Source organism: Aeromonas sp. S16(2024), from assembly GCF_041403065.1.
Taxonomy (GTDB): Bacteria; Pseudomonadota; Gammaproteobacteria; order Enterobacterales; family Aeromonadaceae; genus Aeromonas.
Map to the genome: position 1 here is coordinate 55532 of NZ_JBGLQX010000017.1, position 14697 is coordinate 70228.

19 protein-coding genes are annotated in these 14697 nt (G+C 59.1%); 14 read left to right on the forward strand and 5 right to left on the reverse strand.

Annotated elements, in window-relative coordinates; all coding sequences use genetic code 11:
* The first annotated feature begins 20 nt into the window (after positions 1-20).
* The 7 genes from ACB030_RS13790 to ACB030_RS13820 all read left to right on the forward strand — a co-directional run bounded on the left by ACB030_RS13790 (position 21) and on the right by ACB030_RS13820 (position 4429).
* Complete coding sequence (locus tag ACB030_RS13790; protein WP_005332335.1) at positions 21-758, forward strand: transporter substrate-binding domain-containing protein; 738 nt, start codon at positions 21-23, stop codon at positions 756-758.
* A gap of 3 nt (positions 759-761) precedes the next feature.
* Positions 762-1412: an arginine ABC transporter permease ArtQ gene (artQ, locus tag ACB030_RS13795; RefSeq protein WP_106885003.1), complete on the forward strand. Its 651-nt coding sequence runs from the start codon at positions 762-764 to the stop codon at positions 1410-1412.
* 2 nt (positions 1413-1414) lie between these two features.
* Positions 1415-1540 (forward strand): hypothetical protein, encoded by a 126-nt coding sequence (locus ACB030_RS13800; protein ID WP_371160512.1) that lies wholly within the window; start codon positions 1415-1417, stop codon positions 1538-1540.
* A gap of 2 nt (positions 1541-1542) precedes the next feature.
* Positions 1543-2205, forward strand: a complete 663-nt coding sequence (gene artM, locus ACB030_RS13805) for an arginine ABC transporter permease ArtM (protein WP_265435316.1) — start codon at positions 1543-1545, stop codon at positions 2203-2205.
* Between the two features lie 242 nt (positions 2206-2447).
* A complete protein-coding gene (gene mdh / locus ACB030_RS13810; protein ID WP_139436852.1) occupies positions 2448-3383 on the forward strand; it encodes a malate dehydrogenase in 936 nt (311 codons plus the stop codon).
* A 154-nt stretch (positions 3384-3537) separates the two neighbouring features.
* Complete coding sequence (locus ACB030_RS13815) at positions 3538-3798, forward strand: hypothetical protein (protein WP_371160514.1); 261 nt, start codon at positions 3538-3540, stop codon at positions 3796-3798.
* A 40-nt stretch (positions 3799-3838) separates the two neighbouring features.
* The gene (locus ACB030_RS13820) at positions 3839-4429 is read left to right on the forward strand and encodes a tetratricopeptide repeat protein (protein ID WP_371160593.1); all 591 of its coding nucleotides are present in this window, start codon (positions 3839-3841) and stop codon (positions 4427-4429) included.
* Positions 4430-4515: 86 nt separating this feature from the next.
* Here ACB030_RS13820 and hmpA read toward each other — a convergent pair whose 3' ends face one another.
* A complete protein-coding gene (gene hmpA, locus ACB030_RS13825; RefSeq protein WP_371160516.1) occupies positions 4516-5709 on the reverse strand; it encodes an NO-inducible flavohemoprotein in 1194 nt (397 codons plus the stop codon).
* Positions 5710-5820: 111 nt separating this feature from the next.
* On the opposite strand from hmpA, the gene ACB030_RS13830 reads away from it, so the two are divergent.
* Complete coding sequence (locus ACB030_RS13830) at positions 5821-6288, forward strand: Rrf2 family transcriptional regulator (protein ID WP_025325692.1); 468 nt, start codon at positions 5821-5823, stop codon at positions 6286-6288.
* A gap of 31 nt (positions 6289-6319) precedes the next feature.
* Here ACB030_RS13830 and ACB030_RS13835 read toward each other — a convergent pair whose 3' ends face one another.
* Positions 6320-7600, reverse strand: a complete 1281-nt coding sequence (locus ACB030_RS13835; protein ID WP_139436845.1) for an HlyC/CorC family transporter — start codon at positions 7598-7600, stop codon at positions 6320-6322.
* A gap of 40 nt (positions 7601-7640) precedes the next feature.
* Positions 7641-8432 carry an inner membrane protein YpjD gene (locus tag ACB030_RS13840; protein ID WP_041204421.1) on the reverse strand — a complete coding sequence of 264 codons (792 nt, stop codon included), beginning with the start codon at positions 8430-8432 and terminating at the stop codon, positions 7641-7643.
* 286 nt (positions 8433-8718) lie between these two features.
* Between ACB030_RS13840 and ffh the strand changes: the two genes are divergently transcribed.
* The 5 genes from ffh to rplS all read left to right on the forward strand — a co-directional run bounded on the left by ffh (position 8719) and on the right by rplS (position 12236).
* Positions 8719-10098, forward strand: coding sequence for a signal recognition particle protein (gene ffh, locus ACB030_RS13845; RefSeq protein WP_171269302.1), 1380 nt, complete (start codon positions 8719-8721; stop codon positions 10096-10098).
* A 179-nt stretch (positions 10099-10277) separates the two neighbouring features.
* Positions 10278-10526, forward strand: a complete 249-nt coding sequence (gene rpsP, locus ACB030_RS13850; protein ID WP_042649810.1) for a 30S ribosomal protein S16 — start codon at positions 10278-10280, stop codon at positions 10524-10526.
* Positions 10527-10550: 24 nt separating this feature from the next.
* On the forward strand, positions 10551-11072 hold the full coding sequence (gene rimM, locus ACB030_RS13855) for a ribosome maturation factor RimM (RefSeq protein ID WP_005332346.1): 522 nt from the start codon (positions 10551-10553) through the stop codon (positions 11070-11072).
* Between the two features lie 34 nt (positions 11073-11106).
* Positions 11107-11856, forward strand: a complete 750-nt coding sequence (gene trmD, locus ACB030_RS13860) for a tRNA (guanosine(37)-N1)-methyltransferase TrmD (protein ID WP_011704631.1) — start codon at positions 11107-11109, stop codon at positions 11854-11856.
* Between the two features lie 32 nt (positions 11857-11888).
* On the forward strand, positions 11889-12236 hold the full coding sequence (gene rplS, locus ACB030_RS13865) for a 50S ribosomal protein L19 (RefSeq protein WP_005313505.1): 348 nt from the start codon (positions 11889-11891) through the stop codon (positions 12234-12236).
* Between the two features lie 105 nt (positions 12237-12341).
* On the opposite strand, the gene ACB030_RS13870 is transcribed toward rplS, so the two are convergent.
* Together ACB030_RS13870 and mutH are read right to left on the reverse strand one after the other, a co-directional pair.
* Complete coding sequence (locus tag ACB030_RS13870) at positions 12342-12671, reverse strand: isoamylase early set domain-containing protein (RefSeq protein ID WP_025325698.1); 330 nt, start codon at positions 12669-12671, stop codon at positions 12342-12344.
* An 83-nt stretch (positions 12672-12754) separates the two neighbouring features.
* The gene (gene mutH / locus ACB030_RS13875; RefSeq protein WP_371160521.1) at positions 12755-13429 is read right to left on the reverse strand and encodes a DNA mismatch repair endonuclease MutH; all 675 of its coding nucleotides are present in this window, start codon (positions 13427-13429) and stop codon (positions 12755-12757) included.
* A 732-nt stretch (positions 13430-14161) separates the two neighbouring features.
* On the opposite strand from mutH, the gene rppH reads away from it, so the two are divergent.
* A complete protein-coding gene (gene rppH / locus ACB030_RS13880) occupies positions 14162-14689 on the forward strand; it encodes an RNA pyrophosphohydrolase (RefSeq protein WP_106884997.1) in 528 nt (175 codons plus the stop codon).
* Positions 14690-14697 lie beyond the last annotated feature (8 nt).

A 14697-nucleotide genomic window follows, 5' to 3' on the forward strand; every position in this document is an offset into this window, starting at 1 on the left:
GAATCGATAAGGAAGCTGTCATGAAAAAGAGTCTGTTGCTGGTTGCTGCCATGGGTCTGCTGAGCACCTCGGTGCTGGCCAAGGAGATCAAGTTCGCCACCGAGGCCACCTATGCGCCGTTCGAATACCTGGACGACAAGAACGAGTTCCAGGGCTTTGACATCGATCTGGCCCGCGCCGTCTGCGAGCAGGCCAAGCTGGAGTGCAGCTTCCACAACCAGGCCTTCGACAGCCTGATCCCCAGCCTCAAGTTCCGTCGCTATGACGCCGTCATCGCCGCCATGGACGTGACCCCGGAGCGGGCCGCCCAGGTCGACTTCTCCGACATCTATTACGAGAACTCCGCGGTCTTCGTGGCCAAGAAGGGCGCCTTCAAGGGGCCTGAAGAGCTGGTGGACAAGACGGTCGGCGTGCAGAACGGCACCTCCCACCAGTCCTACCTGGTGGACAACTGGGTGAGCAAGGGTCTGCTGACCGTGCCCTACGCCAGCTACCAGAGCGCCTTCCTCGACATGATGAACGGTCGCACCGACGGCGTCTTCGCCGACACCGCGGTCGCCGCCGACTGGCTCAAGCAGCACAAGGAGTACGGCGTCATCGGCACGCCGGTGACCGACGCCAAGTACTTCGGTACCGGCTTTGGCATCGCGGTGGCCAAGGGCAACCAGGAGCTGCTGACCCAGCTGAACAAGGGGCTGGCCGAGATCAAGGCCAACGGCACCTATCAGAAGATCTTCGACAAGTACTTCGCGCAGTAAGCCATGCTGAGCCTGTTGTTGGATGCAGCCTGGATGACCCTGGGGCTGGCCTTGGCATCACTGGTCGGGGGCATGGCGCTTGCGCTGGCGTTCAGCGCCGCCGAGCTCAGCAAGCGCAGTTGGCTGGTGTGGCCCGTGGCCACGCTGACCACGCTCATTCGTGGTTTGCCCGAGCTGCTGGTGGTGCTGTTCATCTACTTCGGCTCGACCCAGGTGCTCTTCCTCATCACCGGGGAGTATGTGGAGTTCAGCCCGTTCGCCTGTGGCGTGCTGGCGCTCTCCCTGCTGTTCGCCAGCTACGCCACCCAGACCCTGCGGGCCGCCCTTAATGCGGTGCCCGCCGGGCAGCGGCTGGCGGCGCTGGCGCTCGGCCTCGGCAAGAGTCACATCTTCTTTCGCATCGTGCTGCCCCAGGCCTGGCGCCATGCCTTGCCGGGGCTGGGCAACCAGTGGCTGGTGCTGCTCAAAGACACGGCCCTGGTGTCGCTTATCGGGGTGAACGAGATGATGCGCCAGGCCCAGATGGCCTCTGCCAGCACCTATGAACCCTTCACCTGGTACGCCGCGGCCGCCCTCATCTATCTGGCCATCAGCCTGGTGAGTGAATTTGGCCTCAAGCAGGCGTCCCGCTACACCCGCCGTTACGGAGGCTGATCATGCAGGATTACCTGATGACCCTGCCGGGGGGATTTGTTATTACCCTGCAACCGACCGTCTTCAGTCAGCTGAGTGACTGCGGGTTCAAGCAGGCGGCTCGCTATACCCGTCGTTACGGAGGCTGATCATGCAGGATTACCTGATGACCCTGCTGGGGGGGCTGGCGATTACCCTGCAGCTCACCGTGTTCAGCCTGCTGCTTGGCGTGCTGATGGCGGCAGGCATGACCTGGGTGCTGGAGCGCCGCATTCCGGTGGCGACCCAGCTGGTGCAGCTGTGGGTGCTGGTCTTCACCGGCACGCCTCTACTCATCCAGATCTTCCTCATCTACTACGGGCCTGGCCAGTTTGAATGGCTCAAGGCGGGGCCGCTCTGGCCGTTGCTCAAGCAACCCTGGTTCTGCGCCGTGCTGGCGCTCGGGTTCAACACCGCGGCCTACTCCACCCGGTTGTTCAAGGGGGCGCTCGACGCCATCCCCGCAGGCGAGGTGGAAGCCTGCCGGGCGCTCGGCTTCTCCGCCGGCCAGACTCTGTGGATGAAGACCCGCCACGCGGCCCGTCGGCTGGTACCCGCCTACTCCAACGAAGTGATCCTGGTGCTCAAGGGCAGCTCGCTCGCCAGCACCATCACCATCATGGACATCATGGGGCTGGCCCAGCGTCTCAACGCCCAGACCTATGACACCCTGGCGGTGTTCACCGTGGCCGGGGGCCTCTACCTGACCATGAATGGATTGTTAACAATTGGTTTCCGCTGGTGCGAGAAGCGGGCACTGGCATTCCAGTCCTGAAGCAGTCGTATTTACCTCTTAATGGTGAGGGAGACACAGGAAATCTGTGTCTTTCCTCTCATTTATCGCATATTCCTCTCCGCTTTCGTCGCCGCTTGCTCCCTGGCTCACAGAACCCGTGATTACAACTGTTATCAGATTGTTTTTTAGCAGGGGATCCTTTAAGGTGAGGCGCACAATAAGAAACAGCGTTAACCCAACTAGAAACAACCTTAAACCTACGCTTAGACATGGAGTTGATCATGAAAGTTGCCGTTCTGGGTGCCGCCGGTGGCATCGGCCAAGCCCTTGCTCTGCTGTTGAAAAATCGCCTGCCTGCCGGTTCCGAGTTGAGCCTGTATGACATTGCCCCGGTCACCCCGGGCGTGGCGGCGGACCTGAGCCATATCCCGACTGACGTGAAAGTAAAAGGTTTCTGCGGTGAAGATCCGAGCCCGGCTCTGGTCGGCGCCGATGTCGTGCTGATCTCTGCCGGCGTGGCGCGCAAGCCCGGCATGGATCGTTCCGATCTGTTCAACATCAACGCCGGTATCGTCAAGAACCTGGTGGAGAAGTGTGCCGCCTCCTGCCCGAAAGCACTGATCGGCATCATCACCAACCCGGTCAACACCACGGTCGCCATCGCCGCCGAAGTGCTGAAGAAGGCCGGTGTCTATGACAAGCGCCGCCTGTTCGGCGTGACCACCCTGGACGTCATCCGTGGCGAGACCTTCGTGGCCGAGGCCAAGGGCCTGAACATCGACAAGATCCGTGTCAACGTGATCGGTGGCCACAGTGGCGTGACCATTCTGCCGCTGCTCTCCCAGATCGAAGGGGCCAGCTTCACCGCGGAAGAAGCGGCTGCCATGACCAAGCGCATCCAGAATGCCGGTACCGAAGTGGTGGAAGCCAAGGCCGGTGGCGGTTCTGCCACCCTCTCCATGGGTCAGGCAGCCTGCCGTTTCGGTCTGTCCCTCATCAAGGGTCTGCAGGGCGAAGCCAATGTCATCGAGTGCGCCTATGTGGAAGGCAACGGCGAGCACGCCACCTTCTTCGCGCAGCCGGTGCTGCTGGGCAAGAATGGTGTCGAGAGCGTGCTGGACTACGGCAAGCTGAGCGCCTTCGAGCAAGAGTCCATGGACAGCATGCTGGCTACCCTGAAGGCCGATATCCAGCTGGGTGTCGACTTCGTCAAGTAAGCCGCAGCGTCGATCATGAGGGGAGCCCAGGCTCCCCTTTGTCATTTCCGGGGTTTGCCATGACGGACTAAGGAGATGGACCCGGCTGCCGATAAAGAGGGCAGCAGGAGATCCCTATGATGAAACCCAGTACCCTCATCGGCCTCGTCGGTCTATGCAGCCTCCCCTTGCAGGGGGCCGAGCCGATCTCGGCGGCCACGCAAACCCAGTCGGCGACGGTGACGGCCGCCCCCGTCCCGGCGCCCTCGGCGGCCTTGCCATCGACCGCCTCAGCGCCAGCACAGGTTGCATCAGCGACCCTACCGGCCACCGCACCTGTACCCTCAGCCGCGGTGCCGGCGGCTGCCGTTGCCCCTGCGTCGGCAGCGTTGCCTACGGCTGCCGCTGCTCCGGCCCCTGTGTTGTCGAGCGTTGATGCACCCGCCCCAGTGGCATCAGCCCCGGCGGCGGCACCGCTGCCCAGGGCGGTGACGCCGGTGACGCTGGCTACGGGAGAGCTGCAGGCGGTGCCGCTCTATCGGCAGGACGAGCTGCTCAACTGGATAGAGCAGGGACGTCATCTGACCCGGGTGAAGCAGGACAGGTGCCAGCTGACCCAGGACATAGAGGCACGCGCCTCTGTAATGAAGATCCCGGCCTATCAGTTCCTGTGGGGGGACATGCTGGCCTGGGGCGTCTGCATCAAGCCGGACGCCCAGATCGGGGTGCAATACATGTGGGAGGCGGCCAATCAGGGTCTGGCTCCCGCACTGGAGCAGCTGGGGCGCTATTACTGGAAAGGCATCCTGGTCCAGAAGGATCTGGTGCGGGCCGAGACCCTGATGCGGGAGGCCGCCAGCCTGGGTTTCCAGCGGGCCCAGATAGAGTGGGTCGAGATGCTGCTGCAGGGCATGGGCAGTCCGCTGGATTACGAGGAGGCCTACCACTGGCTGCACGGCGCCGTCATCGGCGACAAGGCGACCCACCAGAAGGCGGCTAGCCTGCTGAGCCGGCTCGGCAATCGCATGCCCGCCAATGCCATCGCCCGCGCCAAGGCGATGCGCTAAGCCCGGCAGGCCAGGCCACTCGATACAACAAGGCCCGCGAACCTGAGTTCGTGGGCCTTGTGCATTTCCCCGGGCAGGAGGCGGGATCAGAGATCCTGATGGGGGCCGAATACCTCGTAGTGCATCCGGTCGGCAGGCACGCCCAAACTGCTCAGCTGATCTTTCACCGCCTTCATGAAGCCCAGGGGGCCGCAGAAGTAGTAGTGAGCGTTGGCCGGGATGAGGCCTGTGGCCTGTTCCAGCACCAGGGTGCCGCTGAAGTCGTAGTCCTTCCCCTGCACGTCCTGCTCGGCAGGCACCCTGTACCAGACCCGGCTCTGCAAGCTGGCATGCTGGCGGCTCTTGGCCTGGATCTCTTCCTTGAAGGCATGGTGGGCGCCATGCTCGCAGGCATGGAGCCAGCGGATTTCAGTTTCTGGTTGCTCGGCCAGCAACTGGTTGAGCATGCTCAGCATGGGGGTCAGACCCACCCCAGCGGAGAGCAGCACCACTGGGGTGGTCGGCTCGGTTTGCAGGAAGAAGTCCCCTGCCGGTGGCATCAGCGCCACCTCGTCACCGATGTGAAGCTGGTCATGCAGCAGGTTGGAGGCCTGGCCCTGGGGCTCGCGCTTGACGCTAATGCGGTAGTCGCGACCATTGGGGGCATCGGAGAGGGAGTATTGACGGATCTCCTGATGCTCCAGCGACGGGTGATTGAGCCGGATGCTGATATATTGCCCCGGCTTGAAGCGCAGCACGGGTTTGCCGTCGACGGGGGCCAGCACGAAGGAGGTGACAAGCTCGCTCTCCTGGCGCTTCTCCTTGATGAGGAAGGGGCGGGTCCCCTGCCAGCCACCGAGCTCGCTCGCCTTCTCCCGGTAGAGCTCACCCTCCCGACCGATGAAGATGTCGGCCAGCACGCCATAGGCCTTGCCCCAGGCTTCCAGTACCTCGTCCGTCACCGCGTTGCCACCCATTTCTTTGAGCGTGGCCAAGAGATGACTACCCACAATGTGATATTGTTCCGGCTGGATCAGGAAACCCGTGTGCTTGTGGGCGATGCGTTCCACAGCTCCGGCCAGGGCCCCCAGGTTGTCGATGTTCCTGGCGTAGGCCGCCACGGCACTGAACAGGGCCAGGGGCTGACCACCACTGCGCTGATGAGCCAGGTTGAACACATCCTTCAACTCGGGGTTGTGGTTGAACATGCGCTGGTAGAAGTGCTGGGTGAGGGCAGGCCCCGCCGATTCGAGCAAAGGAATGGTGCTCTTGATGACGGCGATGGTGGCTTGGTCTAACATAGGAGGTCCTTTCTAATTGAACATCTGGAATGTCACTTAATAAGTTGCATCCTAAATGTTTAATTGATCTGGATCAATCATCAATTCTTTGCGCTATGCGCCACAGGCACTATGAGACTAACAAGCTATACCGATTTTGGATTGAGAGCCCTGCTCTATCTGGCCACGTTGCCGGAGGGGGAATTGTCGAGCGTGGCCAAGGTGTCTGCCTTGTATGACGTCTCTCGCAATCACATGGTGAAGGTGGTGAATCAGCTGGTGAAGCTGGGTTATCTGCAGTCCCAGCGTGGCAAGAATGGCGGGATCCGCATGGCCTGTTCCCCTGAGAGCGTGAACATAGGCCAGGTGATCCGGGCGCTGGAGGGCAATCTGGACGGCATCGACTGCAACTCGCCGGTGTGCCACATCGTTTCCGTCTGTCTGCTCAAGAGTGCCCTGAAGGAGGCGATGAACGCCTTCCTTGCGGTGATGGACGGCTATACGCTGCAAGATCTGCTGGCCAACCGCGACGAGCTGCAGCAGGTGTTCGGCGAGTTGATCCCGACCCTGGTGCTGGAGCCGGATGACGAGAGCGAGTGAGACGAAAAAGGCTGCCATCGGCAGCCTTTTTTCAATCCTCGTAACCTGACTCGTTACGGTAGAGGTGTGGCATGATCCTCGCCATCTTCACCATGTTGTTCTCCACTTCGAGTATCTCGATGGGATAACCCGCCAGCCTGACGCTGATGTTGGGCTGGGGGATCTCTTCCAGGTACTCCAGGATCACCCCGTTGAGAGTGCGCGGGCCGTCGATGGGCAGGTGCCAGTGCATCTCCTTGTTCAGCTCGCGGATGCTGGCGGAGCCTTCCACCAGGAAGGAGCCGTCCGGCTGGGGGTGGATCTCGTCGCTCGGCGCCGGGGCCATGGAGGTGGTGAAGTCGCCCACTATCTCTTCCAGGATGTCATCCAGGGTGATCAGCCCCTGGATATCCCCATACTCGTCGACAATCAGCCCGATCCTCTCCTTGTTGCGCTGGAACTTGGCCAGCTGCACGTTGAGGGGGGTGCCCTGTGGAATGAAGTAAATGGGATCGACTTCCCGCAGCAGGCTGGACTTGCTGAACTGGTCCTTGGCGACCAGCCTGAGGGCATCACGAGAGTGTAAAAATCCGACAACGTCGTCAATATTGTCGCGATAGAGCAGGATCTTGGTGTGAGCGCAGTGAGCCAGCTGGCGCAATATGCTCTTCCAGTCATCGTTGATGTCGATGGCAGAGATCTCGCTGCGCGGCACCATGATGTTTTCCACCGTCATCTTGTCCAGATCCAGAATGCTGATCAGCATCTCCTGATGGCGCTGGGGAATGAGGCTGCCCGCCTCGTTGACTATGGTGCGCAGCTCTTCGGTGTTGAGGGAGTCATCCTTGCGATGTTCCAGTCGCAGCAGCTTGAGCAAGAGGTTGGTGATGCTGTTGATGAGCCAGACCAGGGGGGCGAAGGGCACCATCAGCCCCTTGAGAACCCAGGAGGCGGGGTAGGCGATGCGCTCGGGAAACATGGCCGCCAGTGTCTTGGGGGTGACTTCCCCGAACACGAGCACCACCAGGGTGAGGCCGAAGGTGGCGATGGCGACGCCGAGATCCCCGAACAGCCGGATGCAGACTATGGTGGCGATGGCGGAGGCCAGGATGTTGACCAGGTTGTTGCCGATGAGGATGAGGCCAAGCAGGCGATCCGGTCGGGCCAGCAGCTTTTCGACCCGACGGGCTGCCTTGTGCTTGGTTTGGGCCAGATGCCGCAACTTGTAGCGGTTGAGGGACATCAGACCGGTTTCGGAACTGGAGAAGAAGGCTGACAACACAATCAAGATAACGAGAACAATCAGTAATGTGCTCGTTGAGATACTGTCCAAGAAGGGCTCCTGTTGGGGTGGTGTTTGGGTGGCTGAACCGTCAGCTCAGCAAGACTTCCTTGACGAAGCGGCTGCCAAAGTAGGCCAGGGTCAGGATGACGCTGCCGATGAGGCTCAGCATGATGACCTTGCGACCGCGCCAGCCACGGGTGTGGTGACCCCACAGCAGCAAGGCATAGACGCACCAGGCCAGGATCGAGAGGATGGCCTTGTGGGACTTGCCCTGGGCGAACATGTCTTCCAGGAAGAACAGACCCGAGGCGATGGAGAGCGTCAGCAGCAAGAGGCCCGCGGAGATGAGCTGGAACAGGCGCTTCTCCACCGTCATCAGGGGCGGCATGGCCGGCAGATGGCTTATCTTTCTGGACTTCAGCTGCCGATCCAGACAGGCAAGCTGGAGCGCGAACAGGCAGGCGATCATCAGTACCGAATAGGCCATCAAGGCGAGCCCGATGTGCAGCAGCAGTTGGGGATGCGCTTCCAGGTGGGTGATGTAGCGACCCGGTATGAGGGCGCTGGCGGCGAGCAGCAAGGCCGAGAAACTGTAGACCACGGGCAGCAGGATCCAGCCGTTGAAACGGCGGGTAACGCAGGTCATGAAGCAGCTGATGATGAGGCTGACCAGGGAGGCGACGTTCAACATGCTGAGATTCTGGCCGGAATGGGTGGCCAGCACCTCGCTGCCCACCGCCACACCATGGGCGGTCAGGGCCAGGCCGACACAGGCAAACAGCGACACCTGCCCGACGGGCTTGGCGCTGAGCAGCAGGTGCAGAGAGGCGATGATGGCCAGCAGGTAAAACGCCAGGGCCAGAACAGAGATCACGATCATAACCAGGTCGTTGTCGAACAAGCTTTTATGGATAAGAGGGGCAGTATACCTTGCACAAGATATGCTCGCCAGTTGTGCCAGGGGCTAACTGCCCATATATAAGTAGCAGCTGACAGCCCCGTGCGGCGAATAATCGTCCTCCGGCGTTGACTGGGGTATAATGCCCTCCATTTGTTACACCCGCTCATTCGATGGCGGGTCACCGCCACAAGCGGTGAGTAATCGTCCTCACAGTGCTGACTGGGGTATAATGCCCCACTAGTTACGCCAAGAATCGGAATGCGTCATGTTTGAGAATTTGACTGAACGACTCTCGCGCACCCTGCGCAATGTCAGTGGCCGTGGCCGGCTGACCGAAGAGAACATCAAGGATACCTTGCGTGAAGTGCGCATGGCGCTGCTCGAGGCGGACGTGGCCCTGCCGGTGGTGCGTGACTTCGTTGCCCGCGTGAAAGAACGTGCCGTCGGCCAGGAAGTGGCCAAGTCCCTGAGCCCGGGCCAAGCCTTCATCAAGATAGTGCATGGCGAGCTGGTCTCCGTCATGGGAGAGGCAAACGAGCAGCTCAATCTGGCCGCACAGCCGCCGGCCATCATCCTGATGGCGGGCCTGCAGGGTGCCGGTAAGACCACGACTGTGGGCAAGCTCGCCAAGCTGCTCAAGGAGCGCCACAAGAAGAAGGTGCTGGTGGTCAGTGCCGACGTCTACCGCCCGGCGGCGATCAAGCAGCTCGAGACCCTGGCCAATGACATCTCGGTCGATTTCTTCCCGAGCGATGTGACCCAGAAGCCGGTGGCGATCGCCACCGCCGCCATCGATCAGGCGCGCAAGAAATTCTATGACGTGGTGATCGTCGATACCGCCGGTCGTCTGCACGTGGACACCGAGATGATGGCGGAGATCCAGGATCTTCACGCCACCATCAAGCCGGTCGAGACCCTGTTCGTGGTGGATGCCATGACAGGTCAGGATGCTGCCAATACCGCCAAGGCGTTCAACGAAGCGCTGCCGCTCACCGGCGTCATCCTCACCAAGGCGGACGGCGACGCCCGCGGCGGTGCCGCCCTGTCGGTGCGCCACATCACCGGCAAGCCGGTCAAGTTCATCGGTATGGGCGAGAAGACCGATGCCCTTGAGCCCTTCCACCCGGACCGACTCGCGTCCCGCATCCTCGGCATGGGGGACGTGCTGTCGCTCATCGAGGAAGTGGAACGCAACGTCGACAAGGAGAAAGCCGCCAAGCTGGCCAGCAAGGTCAAGAGCGGCAAGGGCTTCGATCTGGAAGATTTCCGCGAGCAGCTGGCCCAGATGCGCAACATGGGCGGCATGATGGGCATGCTCGACAAGCTGCCCGGCATGTCCGGTCTGCCGGATAACGTGAAAGATCAGATGGATGACAAGATCACCGTGCGGATGGAGGCCATCATCAGCTCCATGACGCCCAAGGAGCGTGCTCATCCCGATCTCATCAAGGGCTCCCGCAAGCGTCGCATCGCCGCGGGTTCCGGCATGCAGGTGCAGGACGTGAACAAGTTGCTCAAGCAGTTCACCGAGATGCAGCGCATGATGAAGAAGATGTCCGGCAAGGGTGGCATGCGCAAGATGATGGGCCAGATGAAGAACATGCTGCCCCCCGGATTCGGTGGCGGCGGACGCGGTCCGTTCTGATTCTCCTGCTTGTCAGGCAAAAGGGCTCACCGCGGTGAGCCTTTTTCATGCCAACTCCTGCGCAAAAAATAGCAGGCTTGGTTGCAATTATTACGAATCCAAGTAGAATTACGCGGCTTATTTTAAGCTAGGGTCTGCGTATTTGCAGGCCTTGTTCATTAGATGTTCATGAGGACGATATGGTAACCATTCGTTTACAACGTGGTGGCGCGAAAAAGCGTCCGTTCTACCAGGTAGTAGTTTCTGACAGCCGTTGCGCCCGTGACGGTCGCTTCATCGAGCGCGTTGGTTTCTTCAACCCGGTTGCTGCTGGTAACGCTGAAAAGCTGAACCTGGACCTGGCTCGTATCGAGCATTGGGTTGCTACTGGTGCCACTGTTTCTGACCGTGTTGCCAAGCTGATCAAAGACGCTAAAAAAGCTGCTTAATCAGCCAAGCGGTAAGGAGTTAAGGTGGAAAAACCTATAGTTCTGGGCACCCTGGGTACCGTCTACGGCATCAAGGGCTGGCTTAAAGTGAACTCCTTCACCGATGTTGCCGAAGCGATTTTCGATTACAACCCCTGGCTGATCAATCAGAACGGGGTGTGGCGTGAGATTCAGGTTTCGGCCTGGAAGCGTCACAACAAGGGTCTGATCTGCAAGCTCGATGGTATCGATGTGCGCGAGGATGCCCTGGCATTGACCAATGTCGAGATTGGCGTAGCCGCCGATCTGTTGCCTGCGTTGCCTGAAGGTGAGTTCTACTGGCGTGACCTGATTGGTTGCTCCGTGATGACCACCAAGGGATACGACCTGGGCAAGGTGACCGAATTGATGGAAACCGGCTCCAACGATGTGTTGGTGGTTGAGGCCAATGTAAAAGATGCCTTTGGTGCAAAGGAGCGGCTGATCCCGTTCCTGGAAGAGCAGGTGATCAAGAACATTGATCTGACTGCTCGAACAATCGAAGTTGATTGGGATCCTGGTTTCTAGTTTCCCGCGCTAACACGGGTGCCGGAGGTTTCTTATGTGGATTGGGGTGATTAGCCTCTTCCCGGAAATGTTCCGAGCCATTACCGAGCACGGGGTAACGGGTCGGGCCGTCAAGAGTGGCCTGCTGCAGATTGAGTGCTGGAACCCGCGGGATTTCACCCACGACAAACACCGTACGGTCGATGATCGTCCTTATGGTGGTGGGCCTGGGATGCTGATGATGGTTCAGCCGCTGCGTGATGCTATTCATGCAGCCAAGCAAGCGGCGGGAGACGGGGCGAAAGTCATCTATCTCTCTCCTCAGGGGCGCAAGCTGACTCAAGCGGGCGTAACCGAGTTGGCGACGAATCAGAAACTGATTCTGGTCGCCGGTCGATACGAAGGTATCGATGAACGCGTGATACAAACCGAAGTCGACGAAGAGTGGTCTATCGGGGATTACGTGTTAAGTGGTGGCGAGTTGCCTGCCATGACCCTGATCGATGCGGTTTCGCGTCTGGTCCCCGGGGTTTTGGGCGATCAGGCCAGTGCCGAGCAGGACTCCTTCACGGATGGCCTGCTGGATCATCCCCACTACACTCGGCCGGAGTTGTTGGATGGATTGGCGGTGCCCGAGGCGCTGACAAGCGGCAATCACGAAGTGATTCGGCGCTGGCGTCTCAAGCAGTCGCTCGGACGAACCTGGCAGAGAAGGCCGGAACTTATTAACAACCTAGCTCTGACTGACGAGCAAGAATCACTTCTTGCCGAGTATGTCCGCGAAGTGCGTGACAGCGTTAAGTAGAGTTTTCAGTTTATCCTAGGTAAGGAAAGACAATGAGCAAGATTATTCAGCAGCTTGAACAAGAGCAACTGCGTACCGACATCCCGGCATTTGCCCAGGGCGACACTGTACGTGTTCAAGTTCGTGTTAAAGAAGGTGGTAAAGAGCGTCTGCAGGCTTTCGAAGGCATCGTCATTGCCAAGCGTAACCGCGGTCTGCACTCTGCTTTCACCGTTCGCAAGATCTCCAACGGCGAAGGTGTTGAGCGTGTATTCCAGACTCACTCTCCGCTGATCCACAGTGTAGAACTGAAGCGTCGTGGTGATGTTCGCCGCGCCAAGCTGTACTACCTGCGCAACCTGTCCGGCAAAGCTGCTCGTATCAAAGAGAAGCTCAACTAATTCGATTCGAATTGGTGTCGGTATGTCGACGAATAGCTCGACAGGTAGTGAAAAGGCTCGCCATTGGCGAGCCTTTTTTGTATGTGCGTTTCGCGCAGACCGGCTTCAGCCAGGCTGGCTGACCCGCACCACAGAGTTGTCCCGCCCGAAGGGGCCGGGCACGTAGTCGTCCGCTTCCCAGTCGTTGTCATAACGGGTCTCCCCGTCCGGCTGCACCAGTTGGTAGCAATACTCGAAATGGCTGGGGCCATCGGTGGGAAGGTTGAGGGTCGCCTTGAATTCCCCGCTCTTCATTCTTTTCAATTCAATGGGTTGCCACTGGCTGAACTCCCCCAGCAGCAAGACCTGTTCGGCCTCGCCCGCGGCCTCTTTTTCCACTGCGAAGGTCACCTTGACCTCGGGGCGGGACTTGAGAAATTGCTTGTTGATCGGCATATCGACTCCTTGTCACTGACTGCGAAGAAAGTAGCGCTGGTCGTTTTTATATCACTTTATGACAAGAATGTTGATAGCAATCGTCAGGCAGGCAGGGCGAAATGACGTCGAAGCAGCTGGTGAGTGAAGTCAATCTTGAGGTAGAAGCCCCGTGGCAGTGTCTGGATCGGCTGGCCATTGCGGCCGATGGCGCGGGTCAGCGCCTTGCTGTTGGCCGCCTTGGGGCGCAGCTGCATGACCTGGCCGTGGCGGGCGCTGATCTGCTCGACTTCCCCCAGCACTATCATGTCCATCAGCTCCTCCCAATCCTGGCGCAGCAACCTGTCTTCTTCTTCGCTGGGGCTCCACAGCAGCGGCATGCCGACTCGGCGCTCACCGACGGGGATGGTGCGGCTGCCCTCCACCGGGATCCAGAGTACCCGCGACAGCTTGTTGCACACATTGGACTCCTCCCAGCGCTGGCCACTGACTCCGATCAGTGGTGCCACGCAGACGAAGGTGGTTTCCAGCGGCTTGCCCTGAGGATCGATCGGGATCGTCTTGAGCTCGATGCCGAGATCGGGGAAGTCCTGCTCCGGGCGGCTGCCCGCGCTGGCGCCCAGCTGCCACTCGATCAACTGGCCGATCCAGCCCTTGTCCCGCCTGAGATCCCGTGGCACCGGGATACCGGCCGTCGCGGCGAGCTGGGCCAGGGTGAAGCCCGCCATGGCGTAGGCGCGTGCCATCAATTCCTGCTCTGACTGTGGATTGGCGGGCATGAGGGGCTCCTGTTGGCGAGAAGGGGTGGACAAGTTTGATCCTGACAGAGGATCGCTGTTTTTGTAACCGATCCATGCCCGGCTATACACAGGGGGGGCAGGATTGTGAATTTTCATCTATAGCAATGATTTTAAAGGAATTTGATATCTTTCTCCAGACGGGAGAAAGCGAGGATCCCGGTTGCAACGAGTTGTCCAATGGTTTGGCCTGGCTGTTGCACATAGTTATCCACAGAAATCTTGGATAACTGACATAAAGTGGTGATACAGGGCCCGGCATCAGAAATAAATGTGAGAGCACGCCGATTTTTCTCGCCATATCGGTGCAGATAATGCGCCATCCTTGTGGATAAACTAGCCTTGGTGGATCTTTGAACAGTCGAACTTGTTCACAATTGACAGCCAGGATCCTCGGGCGCAAAAGACATGGATCTTGATCCAGTCTTTAAATATTAACTACATGTATTTAAATGAATATTTTGTTTTTATATGAATCGGGTATGATACGGCATGATTTGAAGTCGTAGTATAAAACTACTGTATATACCCGCTTGATCACAGGCTTATGCACAGTCTGGGTGGGCAACTTGCGGAGCTTGTCCTTCCGGTTTGTTTATAACTTTGCTTGAAATGCCAAGTTATTCATGAGTGGAAGATGACAGTCCCTGTTTGCCGCCACGGGGTGAATGTGGAACAATCTCTTTATAGATTCAGCCTTTATAAGGTGATCACGTGATAGATGGCGACGGATTTCGTCCCAATGTCGGCATCGTGATCTGTAACCGTGACGGGCAAGTATTGTGGGCTAAGCGCTATGGGCAGCACTCCTGGCAGTTTCCGCAGGGGGGAGTTGATGATGGTGAATCGCCGGAGCAGGCCATGTATCGTGAGCTGTATGAGGAGATAGGCCTCAAGCCCGAGGATGTGACCATACTGGCGACCAGTCGCAACTGGCTGAAGTATCGCTTACCCAAACGACTCGTTCGTTGGGACAGTTCACCGGTCTGTATTGGCCAGAAGCAGAAATGGTTTTTGTTGCAGCTCGATCCTGGCAGAGAGTCCAGGATCCAGTTCGGCTGTCATGGTCACCCGGAATTTGATGATTGGCGTTGGGTCAGCTTCTGGTACCCGGTTCGTCAGGTCGTCTCCTTCAAGCGGGAAGTTTACCGCCGGGTGATGAAGGAGTTTGCCCCGCTGGCCATGCCGGTGCCGGTGGTGCAGGTTAATCGAAAGGATGGGCGGCGCAACCGCTCGCGCTAAGGAGCACA